Source organism: Dyadobacter sp. HNCC25DJ185 (genome assembly GCF_056895195.1).
On sequence record NZ_JBXHAR010000010.1, the window covers coordinates 166575 to 185037 of the forward strand.

Genomic DNA, 18463 nt, shown 5'->3' on the forward strand with positions numbered 1-18463 from the left:
AGGATTTTCTACTAGATATGAAACGTTACTACGCAATCGCACTGGCCGGAGTGCTCCTGACGGGGTGTCTTGATGATACCAACACGGTGACCAAATCAGGCGATAAACCCATCATTGAGGCATACCTCGCGCCGGGGCACCCTATATCCATGTATGTATATACCGAGATATCCTACGAGAATGCAGCAGACAGCACCTCTATGCCGGTAAATGATCTGCAGATTCAGATCACCGGAAGCAACGGCCAGTCTTTTGTATTGACAAATGCGGAAGAGGGTATTTATAAATCTCCATCCGACCAGGTCGTTGGCCCGGCAGGTACCGTCTATGAAATGAGCTTCTCGTATAAGGGGAGGGTCATTTCGGCGTCGGCGACAATTCCTCCGAAGCCGCAGGGATATGCAATAAGCGAAACCGAGATCTATCGCACGCAAAGGGACCTTTCGGGCGGTTTCGGCTCCGGGGGCTTCCCGGGGGGAAACAGTGATGATAACACCGCTGTGGAAGTAACCTGGACGAACCCCGACAAGGAATATTTTTTTCTCTCAGTCCAGAATACAGAGAGCAACCCCGAGCAAATCACCATCTTGCCCGATGGTAATACCATCCCGGTAAGAGGGTTCACCAATGAACCTGTTAACAGTTCCGTAGCCAACATATCCCCGCAAAGTCTTTCCTACTTTGGAAGATATGATGTGATCCTGTACCGGGTTGGAGATGACTATGCAGCGCTCTATAAGTCTGCTGGGACGACAACCCAAAACCTGAGTACCCCCCCTTCTTCTATTTCTAACGGACTGGGAATTTTTACGGGAATAAATGCGGACACATTGTTGTTGACTGTTCTAAAAAAATAACGGATGCAGCTTCGGAAGCATCACCTCGGCAACAAGTGGTGACGACTTGCCATTGGTGAAATATCTGTCCCCATTTTTTGTCCGGTTCATCTTTTTATTTCCAGTTCTTAATAAATACCGATCGTATATATACGTATCCTTTTGCCGCTGAATTTGTTCGGGCGACAGAACGGATTGTATTGGTCAGTATGCCTGTCACTGTTTCGTGGAAAACCCTTTCCGATCCATTCATCAGAGGCGGGTGAAGAACGGCCAAATCAGTAAGCCGTAGGGAAATGCAGACAGGCCTTTGAGCTCTTCTTGCGGATACCAGGTGCCCGCAACTTCCCCCAAAATATGGCCGATCAGAACCTGGCCGATCAATAGAATAAGAGCCCGGTCAGAAATATTTCCTGACCGGGCTCTCTGGCTCAATGTACCGCACCCGGGCGGACAGAAATGTTCAGATTGGTATTTTTTCGAACCGACGGATTGTCTGGTTCGCCGTCAATTGTCATAGCCGGGATTTTGAGTCAGTAAAGCATTTCGGTTGATCTCGTCGCGGCTGATTGGCCGAAAGTACATTTTGTCCAGCCAGGTCCTGTTTTCATGTGATTTTTCCTCCACCGGCGTATAAGTATAGTCATACACAGTAGGGTCGTAATGGTAAGGCTCCTTCATGCTCTTGCCCGCCTTAAATTTGCCGATTACGCTGATGTACTGCAGGGAGCGCCCCAATGTGGCAGATGCGATCATCCACCGGCGCGCATCATGGTAGCGTTGCTCCTCGTAAACCATCTCAATTCTCTTCTCATGCCGGTAGGCATCCCTTAAATCGGTACCGGAAGCTTTCAGTGCGGGCATCCCTGCACGAAATCGTATTTTATTAAGCCACTCGAGCGCCTCACCTTCATTGCCAAGCTCAATCGCCGCTTCTATCAAGTTGAACACCGCTTCCGTGTAGCGGAAAAATGGCCAGGGAATATTTTGACGGTCGGTGTTATCATACAAATCCGGATTTGGATCGATGAACTTGCGCATATAATATCCGGTGCGGCTGCCATTCCAGTCTTCAATAGAGCTTTGGCGCGTATCCAATCCCTTTCTATTAAAAAGATTCCCGCTCCCGTCCAGCAGGTCGTACGATCCTGTCTGTATTTGATCGGCCGGATCATTTGCGTCTGACGGGCGTGGTTTCCAGGGTGCGCCGTCATACAAAACAGTAGCATAAAACCGCGGGTCACGATTTGTATAAGGGTTAGCCTTGTGTGTGGGATTGGTCCACGAAAAAGAGGTTCCGTCCATCATCTCGTAGTCGTCGGCCAGTAAGCCAATCGGCGTATTTCCTGCCCAGTTATGATACCCGTTGGGCCCGTTGTTTAATCCAACCTGGCGCCCACCTTCACTAAGGCTCGCTGTAAAATACTTTCCGAATATCAGTTCCGCTGCCGCAGCGGCATCCAGACTTTTGTCGGCGCTGTATCCGGCCATTGCAATGGACATATAGTTTGTTTTCCCTTCATCTGTGCTTACAGGGGCTGAAAGGTTCAGTTTATAGCCGGTTGTGCCTTCAACCACCGCGCTTGCGGCATCGTAAGCTTTCTGCCAACGCGCTTTTCTGTCGCCCGTCAGGTAGCCGAGGTATTCGGGATTGGCATAGCTCGCAATAAGGGACGATTTGGTCTTTGCTGTTGGGATATCGTGGAGGTCGCTGGCTGCGTACAGCAAAATCCTTGATTTGAGAGCTAATGCGGCGAGCATGGAAGCACGGCCCTTGTCGATGGTTTTGCCTTCCAGGAACAGGGCTGCACTGTCACAGTCACTCACGATCTGGTCAACACATTCCTCGAAGGTGTTCCTGGAAATAGAATAATCCTCATTGAGGTCATATACTTTTTTGATAATCGGAACGGCCCCATAATAGCGGACCAACTGGTGTAAATAATAAGCCCTCAGAAAATAGGACTCTCCTCTGAGGCGGTCTTTCAACGTTTCGTCCGTAAAAGTAGAAGCTGGCAGATTCTGGATCGCCTGATTGGCGGCGCGGATTCTTGTGTACATAGCCGACCATCCGTAGGTGTCGTCCACCCAGCCGAGATTGGAAGGGCTCAAACTGCCTTCGTTGACTGTATTGATATTTCTTCCCGTATGCGTAAAAACGGCTTCATCCGTCAGGGAGGCCAGCATCTGTTCACTAAAGCCACCTTGCTGCAAGCCTGCATATATTCCGGTTACGAAAGCTTCGGAAAGTGCGCCATCGGACCAAACCTGGTCGCTTGCAATCTCGCTTGGCGGCGTAACATCCAGAAAATCAGTATCACAAGCTGAGGCAAAAATGGATAGGGTTATTGCAATTGCAAACCAGGATTTATATTTAAATGTCATGTTGTTCGTGTTTGAATCTTTACTACTCTTACAATGCTGCATTCCCGGGGTTATTTCAGAACGCGACTTTGAGCCCTGCGTTGATAATTTTGGATTGCGGGTAGTACTGGCCGCTGCTGGTGGTTGCCTCAGGGTCCCAGACTTTGATTTTGCTGAAAGTAAGCAGGTTTAAGCCGTTGACATACAGTCTGAAACTTCCAATACCCACTTTCGAAAGAAGCCCCGCAGGCAGATTGTAGCCCAGTTCGATGTTTTTCAAGCGCAGGTAGTCGCTGCTTTTCATGAAATAGGTATTCATCCCCGCCTGTCCCGTGTTTGTATAGTAAGCGTTATTCCGGTTGGTAAGGCGCGGGTACTCGCTTGAAGGATTGTCGATGGTCCAACGGTGATCATAGTCATATTTCAGATAGTTGCCAATGTCGCCCGATTCGGTAAGGCCAACCAACTGGAGACCTCCCGTGGCCCCCTGAAATAAGATAGATAGGTCGAACGACTTGTATCCCAGGTTAATGGAAGCCCCGCCGGTGAACCAGGGCCTCTGTACTTTCTCGGTTCTGATGCGGTCGTCCGCATTGATTTTGCCGTCGTTATTGATGTCGGTGAATTTCATATCCCCGGGCCTGAGCGATCCTGTAATAGGTGAGTAATCCAGTGTATTGGCGTCAATCTCAGCCTGGTCCTTGAATACGCCGTCGTATTGGTATACGAGAAAAGACCCATAAGGCATTCCGGTCGATTGTTGATAAGACGGTGCGCCGGGGGTTTCATCCCAATACTTGATTTTGTTTTTTGCGTAACCGCCGTTTACACTCACCGAATAGGTAAAATCGCTGATGTTGCCGTCATAGCTCACCTTAAACTCCCATCCCTTGTTTTGTAGCTTGCCCAGGTTTTGGGGCGGCAATTTTCCGTCCATACCGGCCGTCGAAGGCGTCGATCCCGATTTTGGGATCAGGATCTTGGAACGGTTGTTCACGAAATAATCGAACTCGAAAGATAATTTGTCATGGAACAGCGTGCCTTCGATCCCGAAATTGCTGTTGTTGGCCACTTCCCAGGTAAACTCGTTGTTGGCAACCCTTGATTCAAGCAACGTCTTGGCAACCTGATCGTTGATCACATAATTGCCAAAGCTCATCGTCGACAGATATTGGTATTCAGCGAGCGTTTCTGTCCCCAGATAATAAGGCTCTGCGCCCATCTGGCCCCAGGACCCACGGATTTTTACATTATTGAGGAAACGGATTTTGTTTTTCCAGAACCCTTCCTCGGAAATGCGCCATCCGGCAGACACCCCCGGAAAAAAGCCGAAACGTCCTTCCTTTGGGAAAACGTACGATCCATCCACACGCCATAGGAATTCGGCCAGGTATTTTTCTTTATAGTTGTATCCCGCCCGCCCAAAGTAGCTGAGCCTTGCCCTTCTGTACAGGTCAAAATTGTCTATATTCTGCTCTTCTGATCCCCCGGCAAACAGCTGGTCCACGACGTCGGATATAAAATAACGCCGGTACGCGTAAAAACCGTCGGCGTCCACTTTCTCCCGCTGGACTCCCGCCATCGCATTGAAATTGTGGCCGTTGAATGTCTTTTCATACGACACTTGTCCGGTCAATTGAATGGAAAGTTCCTGAGAGGACCTTTCAGTCAGCCGCGAGTCCGTATAGGTGGAACGCACGGCCCCGGTCAGTACCGGCGTTACGCCGTCGGCTTCATAAGACACTTTATCCCAGTAGTAAAGGGTCCAGGGTTTCTGGAAGGTTTTCTGCCTGCGCATCATTTTGTCCAATGCGGCAGTTACGTTCACTTTCAGTCCGCTTACACCCGGAATCAGGATCTCCAGGCCGCCATTCGTTTGTATATAGTCCCTTTTATCATTGTCGTAGCCGGTTTGGTTTGTCGTGATAACTGCCGGGTTCTGGCCGTTCTCAATGTCCGGCCCGGGGCGCCCATCCGGCCATATTGCGATTTCCGTCGGTTTACCACGCATCAGCATCCGGAAGATGTCACCTGCGCCACCCCCGCTCGGGTAATGCCGGAACTCCTCGCGCAAGGTCACGCCCAGTGTAGCGGTCACATACTTGTTGACCTTGGCATCGAGGTTGATCCGCATGTCATATTGCTGGTACCCCGTGGCCGAATTGACGTAATATCCGTCCTGGTTGATGTAACCCAGTGAGGCGAGGTACTTGAAATTGTCGCTACCTCCCGACAACTGTAAGTTATGACGTTGCTGAGGCGACCATTTCCGGATGACCGACTTGTACCAGTCCGTATCAGGGTACCGGAGCGGATCGGAGCCATCGCTGAATTTCTGAATCTCAGCAGGGGTATAGACGGCGCTCAGCGCATCTCCATTGTCGGTTCTCGTGTAAGAACCTGTTGTACTGAACGCCTGAAATGCCCCTGCCCATTGGCCCACCGGAAGATTGTCGTAGATCTGCAACTCGTTTCTGATGGTCGCATATTCGGAGGAACTCGACATTTTGGGTGTAAATGTGGGTTGGGAGACGCCCATATTGAAATCGTAGGAAAGTTTGGGCTTCCCGGATTTGCCGCGCTTTGTGGTGATCAGAATAACACCATTCCCGGCACGTGAGCCGTAAATCGCGGCTGCCGCATCTTTCAGGACAGAGATACTTTCAATGTCTGCCGGGTTAATACGGTCCAGGCCCCCGCTCCGGTTTGGTACCCCGTCTACCACGATCAGCGCATTGCTGTTGCCAAGTGAATTGGTTCCCCTGATCCGGATGGCCGAACCGTCGTACCCTGGCTCCCCGCTCGACTGGACAGCGGAGACACCCGGCAAGCGGCCTCCGAGGGTGTTGGACAGGTTGGCAGCAGGTGCCTTCTCAAGCTCGGTTCCTTTTACAGCCGTTACCGAGCCGGTCAGTGTGGCTTTTTTGGCCGTACCGTAGCCGACCACCACCACCTCGTCCAGCGCCTTAATGTCCACGAGCAATGTCACGTCCAAAACTGATCTGCCGCCCGCTTTTATTTCCTGGGTGAGGTATCCGATAAACGAAAAGACCACCGTGCTGTTGGGGGAGGCATTGAGGGTGTAAGCCCCATTCATGTCGGTCACAGTCCCCGAAGTCGTTCCTTTAACAACCACGCTCACGCCCGGCAAGCCCGCACCCTTCTCATCCTTCACGGATCCTTTGATCGATTGGCCCCGCACCTGAAATGAAGCGATCAGTAAAAGAAGAAACAATAACCTACAGGAAAATTTCAACCCGGTAGGGAAAACATAATTAGCCATCGTTTTTTATTTAAGGTAAGTAGTTACATTTTCGAACGAATCGCCAGCTATATTCCCTGCCGGATGCAAATGCCGGAACAGACCCTTGATGGGGGTCAGATCTGGGCACTACGCAGCAAGAGATAAGCCCGGGCTTGGCCTGCAAGCTCGATGACAGCGAAATGATTAGGGATGAAAATGCCAGAAAACCGGTTTGGGTTTTCAAAAATTAACGATGCATGTCAGGGGTACACATTGAAGCGATGCAGCATTCAATGGCGAGAGATGTTAGGGGGAATTTCTGTAATGGTCGGATAAGCGACCATATTTTCGATTCTACTTACCAAACTGATATTTTTTGCAGAATAAACCAAAAAAATTTTAGACCAGGATAATTTACAGCAATTGTCCCGCCAAATTCCGTGCTCAGCGCCAAAATTTGAGTACTCATCTCCGTTCATTTGCAGCGCTGGTTAACTTGCGTCAAATTTGTAAGTATTTATCCCTACCCGAGCATGATAAGTCGGCTGACTTCAAAGCAAAAATGGCAATTGGCAATCAAGCTGTTACTGATGTATTCGCCGCTGCTTTTTTATGTGAATATGCCTCAGACAGCACAAAATGGCACTAGTATATTTTATTTTCTGCCCTTTTTTATCCTGTTTAGCCTGGTCGGGCTGGGTATGTATTTTATCTGGATTACGGCCACCGATTGGTTACAGCGCTATCTGTTCCAGCGCTTCGGAATGGAAATCCTGTTAGAATCCAGCTGGCAGGCGCTTGTTCTGACGACATCGATTTCTCTCGGCCTTGCGACACTCTATATTTTTGTTTTTCAGCTGATCTTAAAGTCGGTGTCCTTCCTTCTTTTTCCGGTCCTGGAAAGTATTCAGGCCTTACCGAAAGGGCAGCCTTTTTTACCGGAAGTAATGGATTATGTGCAAAGGACCAACAATGGGTTTTCGGTAGCGATCATGCTGTCGATATTTTACCTGGTCATCAATACCAGATCGTACCAACAGCTGAAAAGTATTCAGCTTCAGACAGAACGGCTTGAAAAGGAAGCGGCCATGAGCCAGTTCGAAGCCTTGAAAAACCAGTTGAGCCCTCATTTCCTGTTCAATAGCCTCAGCATCCTCACCTCGCTGGTCCACGAAGATGCAGACCTTTCCGAGCAGTTTGTCAAGCGGCTTTCCAAGGCTTACCGGTACATTTTGGAGCAGCGCGACATGGCATTGGTATCCCTCGCTGTGGAGCTGGATTTTATTGAGGCCTATACTTTTCTGCTGCAAATGCGATTTGAAGACAAGTTCCGGGTGGTTGTCGATGTGCCTGCTGACCTGGCGGGCCAATACTGCATTGCCCCTTTGTCCCTGCAAATGCTGGTTGAAAACGCCGTGAAGCACAACCGTATGTCTGTTAAAGAGCCTTTGAAGGTGCGGATATATCATGAAAACGATTATCTGGTCGTCGAAAATCCCTTGCAGCCGAGAGATCAACCGGAAGAGTCCACCGGCGTCGGACTGCAAAATATTACCAACCGGTACTCGCTTTTGACAGACCGTCAGGTCTCGTTTGGAGAGCAGCACGGATCATTTATTGTTCGAATCCCTTTGTTAACATGAATGTAGTAATTATTGAAGATGAGGCGCGTAACGCAAGGCAGATGGAGCGGATGCTGCTCAAATACGATCCAAACTTAAAGATCGCAGCGACTTTGCCGTCTGTGGATGAATCTGTTAAATGGTTTGGTGATAACCCGCTTCCCGACCTGGTGTTCATGGATATCCATCTTGAAGATGGCATTGCTTTCCGGATATTCGAGCAAATTTCCCTGACCGTCCCCATTGTCTTCACGACGGCCTACGACGAGTATATGTTAAAGGCCTTCAAGGTCAACAGCATCGACTATCTGCTCAAACCCATCGAATATGATGAACTGGTAGCTTCCATTGAAAAATTCAAGACGCTCCTTCCGGAGCAGCCCAACATGAATTCCCTGCTGCGGTTTATCGAAGCCCGCCAGCCGGCGAGTTACCGGGAGCGCTTTATGATTACCGTAGGGCATAAAATATGGAGCATTGATACTTCGCGCATTGCTTATTTCTTTTCCGAAGACAAAGCAACCATGCTGGTTACCTGCGACAATAAACTTTATCCGGTAGAGTACAGTCTGGACCAGCTGCTGGCCATGCTGGATCCCGCCGTATTTTTCAGGGTCAACAGGCAGTTCCTGGTGTCCAGACAGGCTATTCAGCAGATCCAGGTCTATTCGGTGGGCAGGCTGAAAGTGGATTTGATCCAATCGCCCAAACAGGATGTTTTTGTGAGCATGAGCCGGCTTTCCGAGTTTAAGGACTGGCTGGGCCGCTGATTCCGGGTTTGCTCTTCCCTGTAAAACCTTCACTCGTCGGATGCAATGCGGCGCTCTTCCCGATCCGTTTTTTCTCCATCATCCGCCAGGGCAACTTTGCATGATTGCAAGCCAGGCCGGATCGAAACAGCCATTTCGCCTATTCTTACCTGGCCGGCTAAAACATCTCTTAGAGTAACTGATTATGGTATTGAAAGAACATGCTCAAACCCTGAGCGTCATTTTTGTAACCTTATGCTTATTAAGTGCCTGTGGAAACAAGGAAAAGCAAACAGGAATGCCCGGGCCAGGCGGCGGTGGGCCGCCCTCCGGAATGCCGGGAATGCCGGAGCAACCCAAAACCTATTCGGTTTTGACCATGGAGCCCCGGCAAATCACATTATATGACGAATACCCTGCTACCATGCAGGGAAAAGAAAATGTGGAAATCAGGCCCAAGGTGGATGGATACGTGGAAGCCATTTATGTAGACGAAGGCGCTACCGTAGTAAAGGGTCAGCGGTTATTCCGGATCAATGCACCGCAGTATTCCGAAGATGTCCGCTCGGCCGAAGCGCAGATACTGACGGCCCGGGCAGAAGTGAATGCAGCGCAAATGGCGGTCAACAAGGTGCGGCCGCTGGTTGAAAAGGACATTATCAGCAAATACGAACTGGAGTCGGCGGAATACACGCTGCAATCCAAACAGGCCACGCTCGTCCAGGCCCAAAGCAGTCTGGCCAATGCCAAAACGAATTTGGGGTACACCATTTTAACAAGTCCCGTGAATGGCGTTGTGGGTACAATCCCCTATAAAATCGGCAGCCTGGTGAGCAGCACCACTACCGAACCACTGACGACTGTTTCCAATATCAGTTCGGTTTATGCCTATTTTTCACTAAATGAAAAGCAGCTGCTTGGCCTGATACGCCAGGTTGCCGGCAAAACCTTTCAGGATAAGCTTTCAAAGATCCCCGATGTGTCGCTGATCTTATCCGACGGCTCGGTGTACCAGCAGAAAGGTCAGGTGAAAACCAGCACGGGACAAATCAGTACAGAGACCGGCTCGATACAATTGCGGGCCACATTTCCCAATCCGCAAGCGCTGCTGCGCTCCGGCAACAGCGGGAAAGTACGGATCCCCAAAACACTCGACTCAGCTCTGGTAGTGCCCCAGAGTGCCACTTATGAACTGCAAGGCAAGCGGTTCCTTTTCACGGTCGGCGCAGACAGCGTCGCGCACAATACGGAGATCGAAGCCGCGCCCACGTCCGACGGCAAATATTTCGTAGTGGAACGGGGCATTGCTGCGGGTGGGCAGGTGGTGCTGGATGGGGTTACCAATCTGAAAGACGGGGCTAAAATCATCATGAAGAAAGCGCAGCCTGCCACGATCTATGATCAGCCTTAAATCCGAAGGCATTTTCCAATAACACTTATGCTAAAAATATTCATTGAGCGGCCCGTCCTCTCGACCGTTATTTCCGTATTCATTGTCCTGCTGGGAATCCTTGGACTTACTTCGTTGCCCATTGAGCAGTACCCGGACATTTCTCCTCCCACGGTACAGGTTTCCGCCAGTTATGCCGGTGCGAATGCCGATGTCGTGTTGAATAGTGTCATCGTCCCGCTGGAAGAACAGATCAACGGGGTAGAAGGCATGACTTATATGACCTCCACCGCGACCAACGATGGCGGGGCAACGATCAGCGTCTATTTCGATGTGGGCACAGATCCCGACCAGGCGGCTGTGAACGTGCAAAACCGGGTTTCGAGTGCTTCCAGCCTGCTTCCGCAGGAGGTGACCAAAGCCGGGGTGACCGTGCGCAAGCAGCAGAGCAGTATGCTGCTGATATTCGCTCTCTACAGCGATAACCCTGCCTACGATCAGACGTTCCTGCAAAATTTCGCACAGATCAACCTGGTACCCCAGGTGAAGCGGGTGAGCGGGGTGGGTAATGCGAGTGCATTCGGCTCGCGTGACTATGCGATGCGGATTTGGCTCAAACCCGACGTGATGTCGCGCTACGGGCTTGTGCCCGAAGACATTACCGCTGCTTTGAGCGAGCAGAATATCGAGGCGGCTCCGGGTAAATTCGGGGAGAATGGCAACCAGAGTTTCCAATATGTGATACGCTATTCCGGGAAGCTGAAATCTGAGGCAGCATTTGGCGATATTGTTTTAAAGGCTTCCAAAACAGAAATGCTCCGGCTCAAAGACGTGGCGCGCATCGAACTTGGCGCGCAGTCGTACAGCAGCATTACTGCTTTGAAAGGGGGTAAGCCGGCCGTCGGTATTGCGATCAGTCAAACAGCCGGGTCGAATGCGCGGGATGTGATCAATAACTCCAAAAAAGTGATTGAGGAGGCTGAAAAGTCATTTCCGAAAGGCATTCATTATACGACGCTGGTGGACGTAAACGAGTTTCTGGACGCCAGCATTGAAAAGGTGATCACCACATTGCTCGAATGCTTCGCCCTGGTTTTTCTGGTCATCTTTATCTTTCTTCAGGACTTCCGCTCTACGCTCATTCACGGTATTTCAGTGCCCGTTTCCATCATCGGGACTTTCTTTTTTCTTTATCTTTTTGGTTTCAGTATTAACCTGCTCACGCTGTTTGCGCTTGTGCTGGCGATTGGTATTGTCGTCGATGACGCGATTGTGGTCGTCGAGGCTGTACACGCCAAGCTGGAAGAGGGTAACCGAACGCCGAAACAGGCGGCAGTGGAGGCCATGAGTGAGATCGCCGGGGCGATTGTCTCGATTACCCTGGTCATGTCGGCTGTGTTCCTGCCAGTCACTTTTATTGGTGGTTCTACCGGTGTTTTTTACAAGCAGTTCGGCATTACACTCTCCGTGGCTATCCTGATTTCCGCTGTCAACGCGCTGACGCTTTGCCCGGCCCTGGCCGCATTGTTTTTGAAGGCGCCGCATTCAGGCGACAAGCCGCCGAAGCATGTTCTCGAGAGATTTGGTTTGGCCTTCAATGCGGCTTATGATGCCATGATCGTGAAATATACGCGCTCGGTGCAATTCCTGGTTGCGAAAAAGTGGATTGCAATGGGCGCTACCGCTTTCTTTTGCGGGTTGCTGTATTTTTTGATGACGACCACGCCGTCCAGCTTTGTGCCCGACGAGGATATGGGTACCATTTTTGTCAATGTAACCCTTCCGGCGGCTTCGTCGCTGGAACGTACCCAGCAGGTGATGCGCAAGGTGGACAGCCTGGCGCGCACGATCCCCGAACTGGAAAATGACCTTCAGATCGTGGGACAGAACTTCCTGGCCGGTACCGGGAGCGCTTATGGGATGATCATTCTGGAATTAAAGCCTTGGGGCGAACGCAAGGGGGTCAGCAACCAGGATGTGATCCAAAGCCTGATGCAGAAAACCGCCGGGATCCAGGAAGCGAGCATTCTGGCTATTTCACTTCCGACGATTACCGGCTTTGGTACCACAGGCGGTTTTTCCTTTCAGTTACAGGATAAAGGCGGGCACAGCACGGACGAATTTTTTAAAGTGTCCGAAGACTTTTTAAAGGCGCTCAATGCGCGTCCCGAAATCCAGTTCGCCGCCACTTCCTTCAACCCGAATTTTCCGCAGTATCTGCTGGACGTCAACGTTGCCAAGGCCAAAGAATCCGGCATCTCGGTTTCGTCCATCCTTTCTGCCATGCAGAGCTACTATGGCGGAAACTATGCCAGCAATTTTAACCAGTTTGGTAAACAGTTCCGCGTGATGGTGCAGGCCGACACCAGTTACCGCGCAAACCCGGAAGGACTCAACAACGTATACGTAAAAACGTTAGCCGGTAACATGGCCCCGATCACGGAATACATTTCCCTGAAAAGGGTTTACGGGCCGGAAAGCATTTCACGTTTCAATTTGTTTACGTCCATATCTGTCAATGGGTCACCCAAAGATGGTTACAGCTCGGGTGAAGCATTGGCGGCTATCAAAGAGGTAGCTGAGCAGCATCTGCCCACCGGCTACGGCTATGAATACTCCGGTATCAGCCGGGAAGAGCAGAACAGCGGCACGCAATCGGCTTACATTTTTATGCTATGCCTGGTATTTGTATACTTTCTGCTCAGCGCGCAATATGAGAGTTATCTGCTTCCTTTTGCGGTGCTGTTTTCGCTTCCAGTCGGGCTGGTCGGCTCCTTCCTGTTTGCCAACATGATGGGGATCGATAACAACATTTACATGCAGATCTGTCTGATCATGCTGATCGGGCTGCTGGCCAAGAATGCGATCCTGATCGTGGAGTTTGCCATTGAGCGACGGCGGCACGGCATGGCGCTGGTCACCGCGGCCATTGAGGGTTCGAAAGCCCGGCTTCGTCCGATCCTGATGACTTCTTTCGCATTCATCTTCGGGTTGATGCCGCTGCTTTTTGCGAGTGGGGCAGGTGCAAATGGCAATAAATCCATCGGGGCAGGCGCCATAGGCGGCATGTTGATGGGTACCTTGCTTGGGGTATTTCTGGTGCCCGTGCTCTTCATTCTGTTCCAGGGCTTGCAGGAACGCATCAGCGGCCCGCCGGCAACACCCGCGGATGCCCTCATCGACAAACCCGCTCCCGGTCTCGCCTGAGTATCGGAGCCGGGGTTATTTATCCATTTCAATGATCGAATCAATGAACAACCTACTGAAAGTTTCCTGCTTTGTTATATGCATGATGCTGGTTCTGGCGTCGTGCCATATCACAAAACCTTACAAACAACCCGGGGTGTCAGTAGAAGGCCTTTACCGTGGTGTGCAGGCCGCTGACACCGCCACGATCGCAGATTTTTCCTGGCGTGAAATGTTCAAGGATACCGTGCTGCAGGGACTGATCGCAAAGGGAATAGGGAACAATCTCGACCTTAAAATCGCAGCCGCCCGCATCGAGTCTGCTGCCGCCAACTTACGCCAAAGTAAACTGGCCTTATGGCCATCGCTGAGCGTAAGTCCTTCTTTCACGCTTTCAAAAACATCATCTGCGCAGCTGCGTTCCTTCAATATTCAAGGCAGCGACTCCGGTAGTGGCGGGGGGGCTACTGCCATTCCAACCGTTAAACAGTATTCGCTTACAGCCAGTACCAGCTGGGAGGCGGATGTCTGGGGTAAGCTGCGCAGCACCAAGAGGGCCTATCTGGCCTCTTTTCTGCAAAGTGAAGCCTACAAGCGTTCCGTCCAGACGCAGCTCGTTGCCGACATTGCCACCAATTACTTCGCCTTGCTGGCCTATGACGAGCAACTGCGAATTACGAAGGAAACCATTGAAATCAGAAGGTCAGACATTCAGACGATGAAGGAACTGAAAAGGGCTGCCATCGTAACGGGTGCCGATGTGGTACAAAGTGAATCCAATCTCTATGCTGCAGAAGTGACCCTCCCGGATATTAAACAGCATATCCGGGAAACCGAAAACGCGTTGAGCGTACTGCTGGCGATCCCGCCCGACAGCATTCCCCGCACGCGCCTGGATGAACAACTCCGAGACGGCTCGCTGCAAACGGGACTTCCGGCACAGTTGCTGGCAAACAGGCCGGACGTACAGCAGGCGGAATATTCCTTTCGGAATGCATTTGAACTGACCAATGTGGCCCGTACTTATTTTTATCCCTCACTGAGCATTACCGGCACGGGAGGCTTTGCAACGGCTAATACACTCTCTAAATTCTTCGCAGGTACGTTTTACGGCAGCCTGGTCGCAAGTCTTACGCAACCCATTTTTAACCAGGGACAAAACAAGCGGAGGCTTAGAGCAGCGGAGGCTACACAAGCAGAGGCTTTCTTTACCTATCAATCGACCTTGCTGACGGCCGGTCAGGAAGTTTCGAATGCGCTCTATTCCCATCAGATGGCGGTTGAAAAATCGACCAAGCGCCAGCAGCAGCTGGAAGCGCTGGGGAAAGCGGTATCGTATACAAAAGAACTGCTCCGTTACACATCCAATACGAATTTTACCGATGTGCTGACCTCTGAGCAAAATCTGCTTTCTGCCCAGCTCAATGGCATCGATGATACCCTGCAGCGGCTGCAAAGCATTGTACAGCTTTACCGTGCATTGGGCGGCGGCTGGAGGTAAACGGCGGAGAAGTTCTTACGCTCGTCGTGCCGAAACCTTCACTCGTCTGGCTCAATCCTGTGCTCGGTTTCTTTGGCTTTCTATCTTCTGTTGCTGAATACATCTTTGTTACATCCAAGATAAGTTCTGAAATACATATGCCTTTCAAGATGATGATTAAAAGTATACCGGTACTGTTGATGACATTCGCGGTTTTTGGGGCTCTGCCCGCGATGGCGCAGTTTCCGGCGACAGTTGGCACGCAACAGAAGGAGCAGGTTGTTCCGGGCAAGGACCTCCCCAGGGGATCCGCGAAAATAACCGGGGTGTTATCGGATTCGGCCGACAATAAGCCCATCGAATTTGCGTCAGTAGCCCTTTATAACGCTGCGACAGGAAAGGCCGTAGATGGCACGGTGGCGGATGAAAAAGGCAAATTTGTGCTTACAAAACTTCCGGCGGGGGATTACCGGCTTCTCATTTCTTTCATTGGCTATCGGAACAAGACCATTAACCAGATCAAGCTTGCCAACGGACAAAACCTGGATCTCGGCAATATTGCAATAGCAGGTAATGTGAAGCAACTCGATGAGGTTCAGATTACAGGACAAGGCGAGTTGATTGAAGAGAAGGTTGACAGGCTTGTATACAATGCAGACCGCGATATTGCAGCAAAAGGCGGCGACGCTGCTGATGTTCTCCGAAAAGTGCCTTTACTGACCGTAGACCTGGACGGAAATGTCTCGATCCGCGGAAGCGGTAATATCCGGGTGCTGATCAACAACAAGCCTTCCACCATTGTAGCCAGCAGCATTTCGGATGCGCTGAAACAGATACCCGCCGACCAGATCAAGACCGTTGAGGTGATCACCAGCCCGTCTGCTAAATATGACGCAGAAGGTTCTGCGGGCATTATCAACATTATCACCAAGAAAAACAGTTTGCAGGGTTTAACCTTCAATCTGGATTCCGGCGTGGGTAACCGTGGCTCTATGCTGGCGCTGAATGGCAATTACAGGAAGGGAAAAGCCGGCGTGACACTGGGCGGGTTTGGCAGGGCAAATTACAATACGGTTACTAAAACCAGTCTCGACCAGACCAGCATTCAAAACGGCGTTTCCACTGTTACCAGGCAAGCAGGGGATGGAACCAGTTCCAGCTTGTTCGGCCAGTACAATCTGGGTTTCGATTATGATCTGGCGAAAAATCAAAGTCTCACGGCAGGTGTTCGCTATGGAGTGAGAAATATGAATAATAAGCAAAACCTGATCACACAGTTATTTACAGGCGAGCAGGCGGGGCCGAGCTCGGGGCGTGATGTGGATACCAAGAACCTCTCGGGAACGGTCGACGCCAATATCGATTACCTGCATACGTTTAAGCCTGGTCAGGAATGGAGCGTTTCGACATTATACAGCCGCAACGACCTGACCAATAATTTTGACGCCAATTTACTGGGCAGCGATAATGCCTTACAAAGCAGGCAGCGTAATCTGAACAAAAACGTCAATCAGGAATTCACGTTACAGTCGGATTATCAGACGGCCATCAGGAAAAACCAGATGCTGGAATTTGGCGCGAAAGCGATCCTCCGGAAGGTAGACAGCGATTATCGCTACCTGGTAGCCGGGCCCACCGGCGATTATGTTACCGAGGATAACGGGACCGATGGTGCGCTGCTGTATCATCAGAACATTGCCGCCGGCTACACGTCTTATACCTACACAACCCGGAAACGGTATACCTTTAAGGCTGGCCTGCGCTACGAGCATACTTTCATCGATGCCAGCACGCAGGAAGACGGTAAGCTAGGCGTGGGCAATTATGGCGTGCTGGTACCCAGTGTGAACGCATCCAAAACTTTCAAGGGAACAACATTCAAGCTGGGCTTCAACCGCAGGATTCAGAGGCCAGGCCTGCAGCAGCTCAATCCCAATTACAATGCCTCCAACCCTCAGAATATCACGATCGGAAACCCCTCATTACGACCCGAGCTGACCAACAACTTCGAGCTCGGGCTCAGTAAGACGATCAAGAAGACCTTCATCAATGCGACTTTTTTTGGCAGGGTGACCAACAATGCGATCACGCAGGTAAGCCAGCCATCGGATACGCTTCCAGGGGCGATTATCACCACCTATCAAAACGTAGGAAGACAGCGGGCATTTGGTACGAACCTGTTTGGGAACATTGCGGTAACTTCCAAGATCAGCATAGGAATGTTTTTGAATACATTTTACACCAGTCTGAGCGGAAGCGCCCTGGACGCGGAAGGGTCGGCTTCGCAACTGACCAACAGCGGTTTTACCATCGGGGGCGGTACCTTCGCCTCGGCGGTTTTCCGGAATGGCTGGGCAGCCCAGTTATTCGGAGGCACCCAGGGATCGCAGGTGCAGCTGCAAGGTCGGCAGGGCGGTTTTGGTTTCTATTCGCTTGGGATAAAAAAGGATTTTCTGGGCAAGAAAGGAAGTATTGGCCTCGCTGCGGAGAATTTTATGTCTAACCGGTTTCATATCAGGACTACCCTGAGCTCGACCCAGTTCGATCAGGTGAGCAACACGTACATGTACAACCGTGGGGTTCGCGTCACATTCACTTACAAAATCGGCAAGATGTCGATGGACGCTTCGAGAAAGAAAACGAAGTCGGTCAAAAATGACGATGTCAAAGGCGACGGTTCATCTCAGTCACAAAACGATGGTCCACCAAGTGGGGGCCCTCCCGGTGGCCCCGGGGGCGGCCCGCCACGCTAACTTTCAAATACAGTCTAGGGAGTCTGATGGCCGTATTCCCTTCCCTGCAATGCCCTGTTACTTTCGATTAAACCATGTTTATTCAAACCATTAACGCATTATTATGAACACAGTCAAACTTCTGGTGTTACCACTGGCTACCCTTTTCTCATGGGGTGCTTTCGCCCAAACTGCCGATGAGCTGATAGAAAAACACGTGACTGCCCTGGGAGGTGCAGAAAAGCTTGCGGGTGTTAAAACGGTCATCATCGAACGTCTGCTTTCGGTTAACGGGATGGACATTCCCAGTACAACGACCATTGTGACCGGTAAGTCCATGCGTTCGGAATCTTCTGTAATGGGGAATGCCATGGTGCAGGTCGTCGATGGTCCTACCGGATGGCTGATCCGCCCCTCGATGATGGGCGGTACCGGTGACCCCGAGGATATGCCTGCCGAGATGGTTAACCAGCAAGCTAGTGAACTTGATCCGTTTGGCCCACTGGTCGGTTATAAGGAAAAGGGTAGTCAGGTCGAACTGCTCGGAAAGGAAAAAGTGGACGGCAAAGACGCCTACCACCTCAAAGTGACCGCGAAAAACGGCCAGACAGCAGAAACATACCTGGATGCCGCCAGCTACCTCATCGTGAAGGCAAAGCGACCGGGTATGGACGGGCAGCCCGGTGAAATTTTATTCTCCGATTACAAGGAGATCGAGGGTGTCAAGTTTCCCAAAACAATGGAAATGGCAGGTGGCCAGATGGGCACCGTGACGATTACTTCCGAAAAAATAAAAGTAAATGCGCCGGTCAGCGACAAATTGTTCAAAAAGCCAGGCAAATAATTCCGTTGAATTTGCT

The 18463-nt window shown here is 50.9% G+C and carries 10 protein-coding genes; 8 read left to right on the forward strand and 2 right to left on the reverse strand.

Going from position 1 to position 18463, the window contains the following annotated elements:
• Nucleotides 1-17: 17 nt before the first annotated feature.
• Entirely contained in the window at nt 18-857 is an 840-nt protein-coding gene (locus AC1XUF_RS26065; RefSeq protein ID WP_483344799.1) for a DUF4249 domain-containing protein, read from the forward strand.
• Between the two features lie 486 nt (nt 858-1343).
• Here the strand turns inward: AC1XUF_RS26065 and AC1XUF_RS26070 are convergent, their stop codons facing one another.
• Entirely contained in the window at nt 1344-3221 is a 1878-nt protein-coding gene (locus AC1XUF_RS26070; protein ID WP_483344800.1) for a RagB/SusD family nutrient uptake outer membrane protein, read from the reverse strand.
• A gap of 55 nt (nt 3222-3276) precedes the next feature.
• Nucleotides 3277-6483, reverse strand: a complete 3207-nt coding sequence (locus tag AC1XUF_RS26075) for a SusC/RagA family TonB-linked outer membrane protein (protein ID WP_483344801.1) — start codon at nt 6481-6483, stop codon at nt 3277-3279.
• Nucleotides 6484-6977: 494 nt separating this feature from the next.
• Between AC1XUF_RS26075 and AC1XUF_RS26080 the strand changes: the two genes are divergently transcribed.
• From AC1XUF_RS26080 to AC1XUF_RS26110, 7 genes are all read left to right on the forward strand, one after another.
• Nucleotides 6978-8087: a sensor histidine kinase gene (locus AC1XUF_RS26080; RefSeq protein WP_483344802.1), complete on the forward strand. Its 1110-nt coding sequence runs from the start codon at nt 6978-6980 to the stop codon at nt 8085-8087.
• Nucleotides 8084-8836, forward strand: a complete 753-nt coding sequence (locus AC1XUF_RS26085) for a LytR/AlgR family response regulator transcription factor (RefSeq protein ID WP_483344803.1) — start codon at nt 8084-8086, stop codon at nt 8834-8836. The genes AC1XUF_RS26080 and AC1XUF_RS26085 overlap by 4 nt, the downstream gene beginning before the upstream one ends.
• Nucleotides 8837-9020: 184 nt before the next feature.
• Nucleotides 9021-10226 (forward strand): efflux RND transporter periplasmic adaptor subunit, encoded by a 1206-nt coding sequence (locus AC1XUF_RS26090; RefSeq protein WP_483344804.1) that lies wholly within the window; start codon nt 9021-9023, stop codon nt 10224-10226.
• A 27-nt stretch (nt 10227-10253) separates the two neighbouring features.
• Nucleotides 10254-13412, forward strand: a complete 3159-nt coding sequence (locus AC1XUF_RS26095) for an efflux RND transporter permease subunit (RefSeq protein WP_483344805.1) — start codon at nt 10254-10256, stop codon at nt 13410-13412.
• Between the two features lie 43 nt (nt 13413-13455).
• A complete protein-coding gene (locus AC1XUF_RS26100; protein ID WP_483344806.1) occupies nt 13456-14892 on the forward strand; it encodes an efflux transporter outer membrane subunit in 1437 nt (478 codons plus the stop codon).
• 149 nt (nt 14893-15041) lie between these two features.
• Nucleotides 15042-17624, forward strand: coding sequence for a TonB-dependent receptor (locus AC1XUF_RS26105; RefSeq protein ID WP_483344807.1), 2583 nt, complete (start codon nt 15042-15044; stop codon nt 17622-17624).
• 103 nt (nt 17625-17727) lie between these two features.
• On the forward strand, nt 17728-18447 hold the full coding sequence (locus AC1XUF_RS26110) for an outer membrane lipoprotein-sorting protein (protein ID WP_483344808.1): 720 nt from the start codon (nt 17728-17730) through the stop codon (nt 18445-18447).
• The last annotated feature ends 16 nt before the right edge of the window (nt 18448-18463 follow it).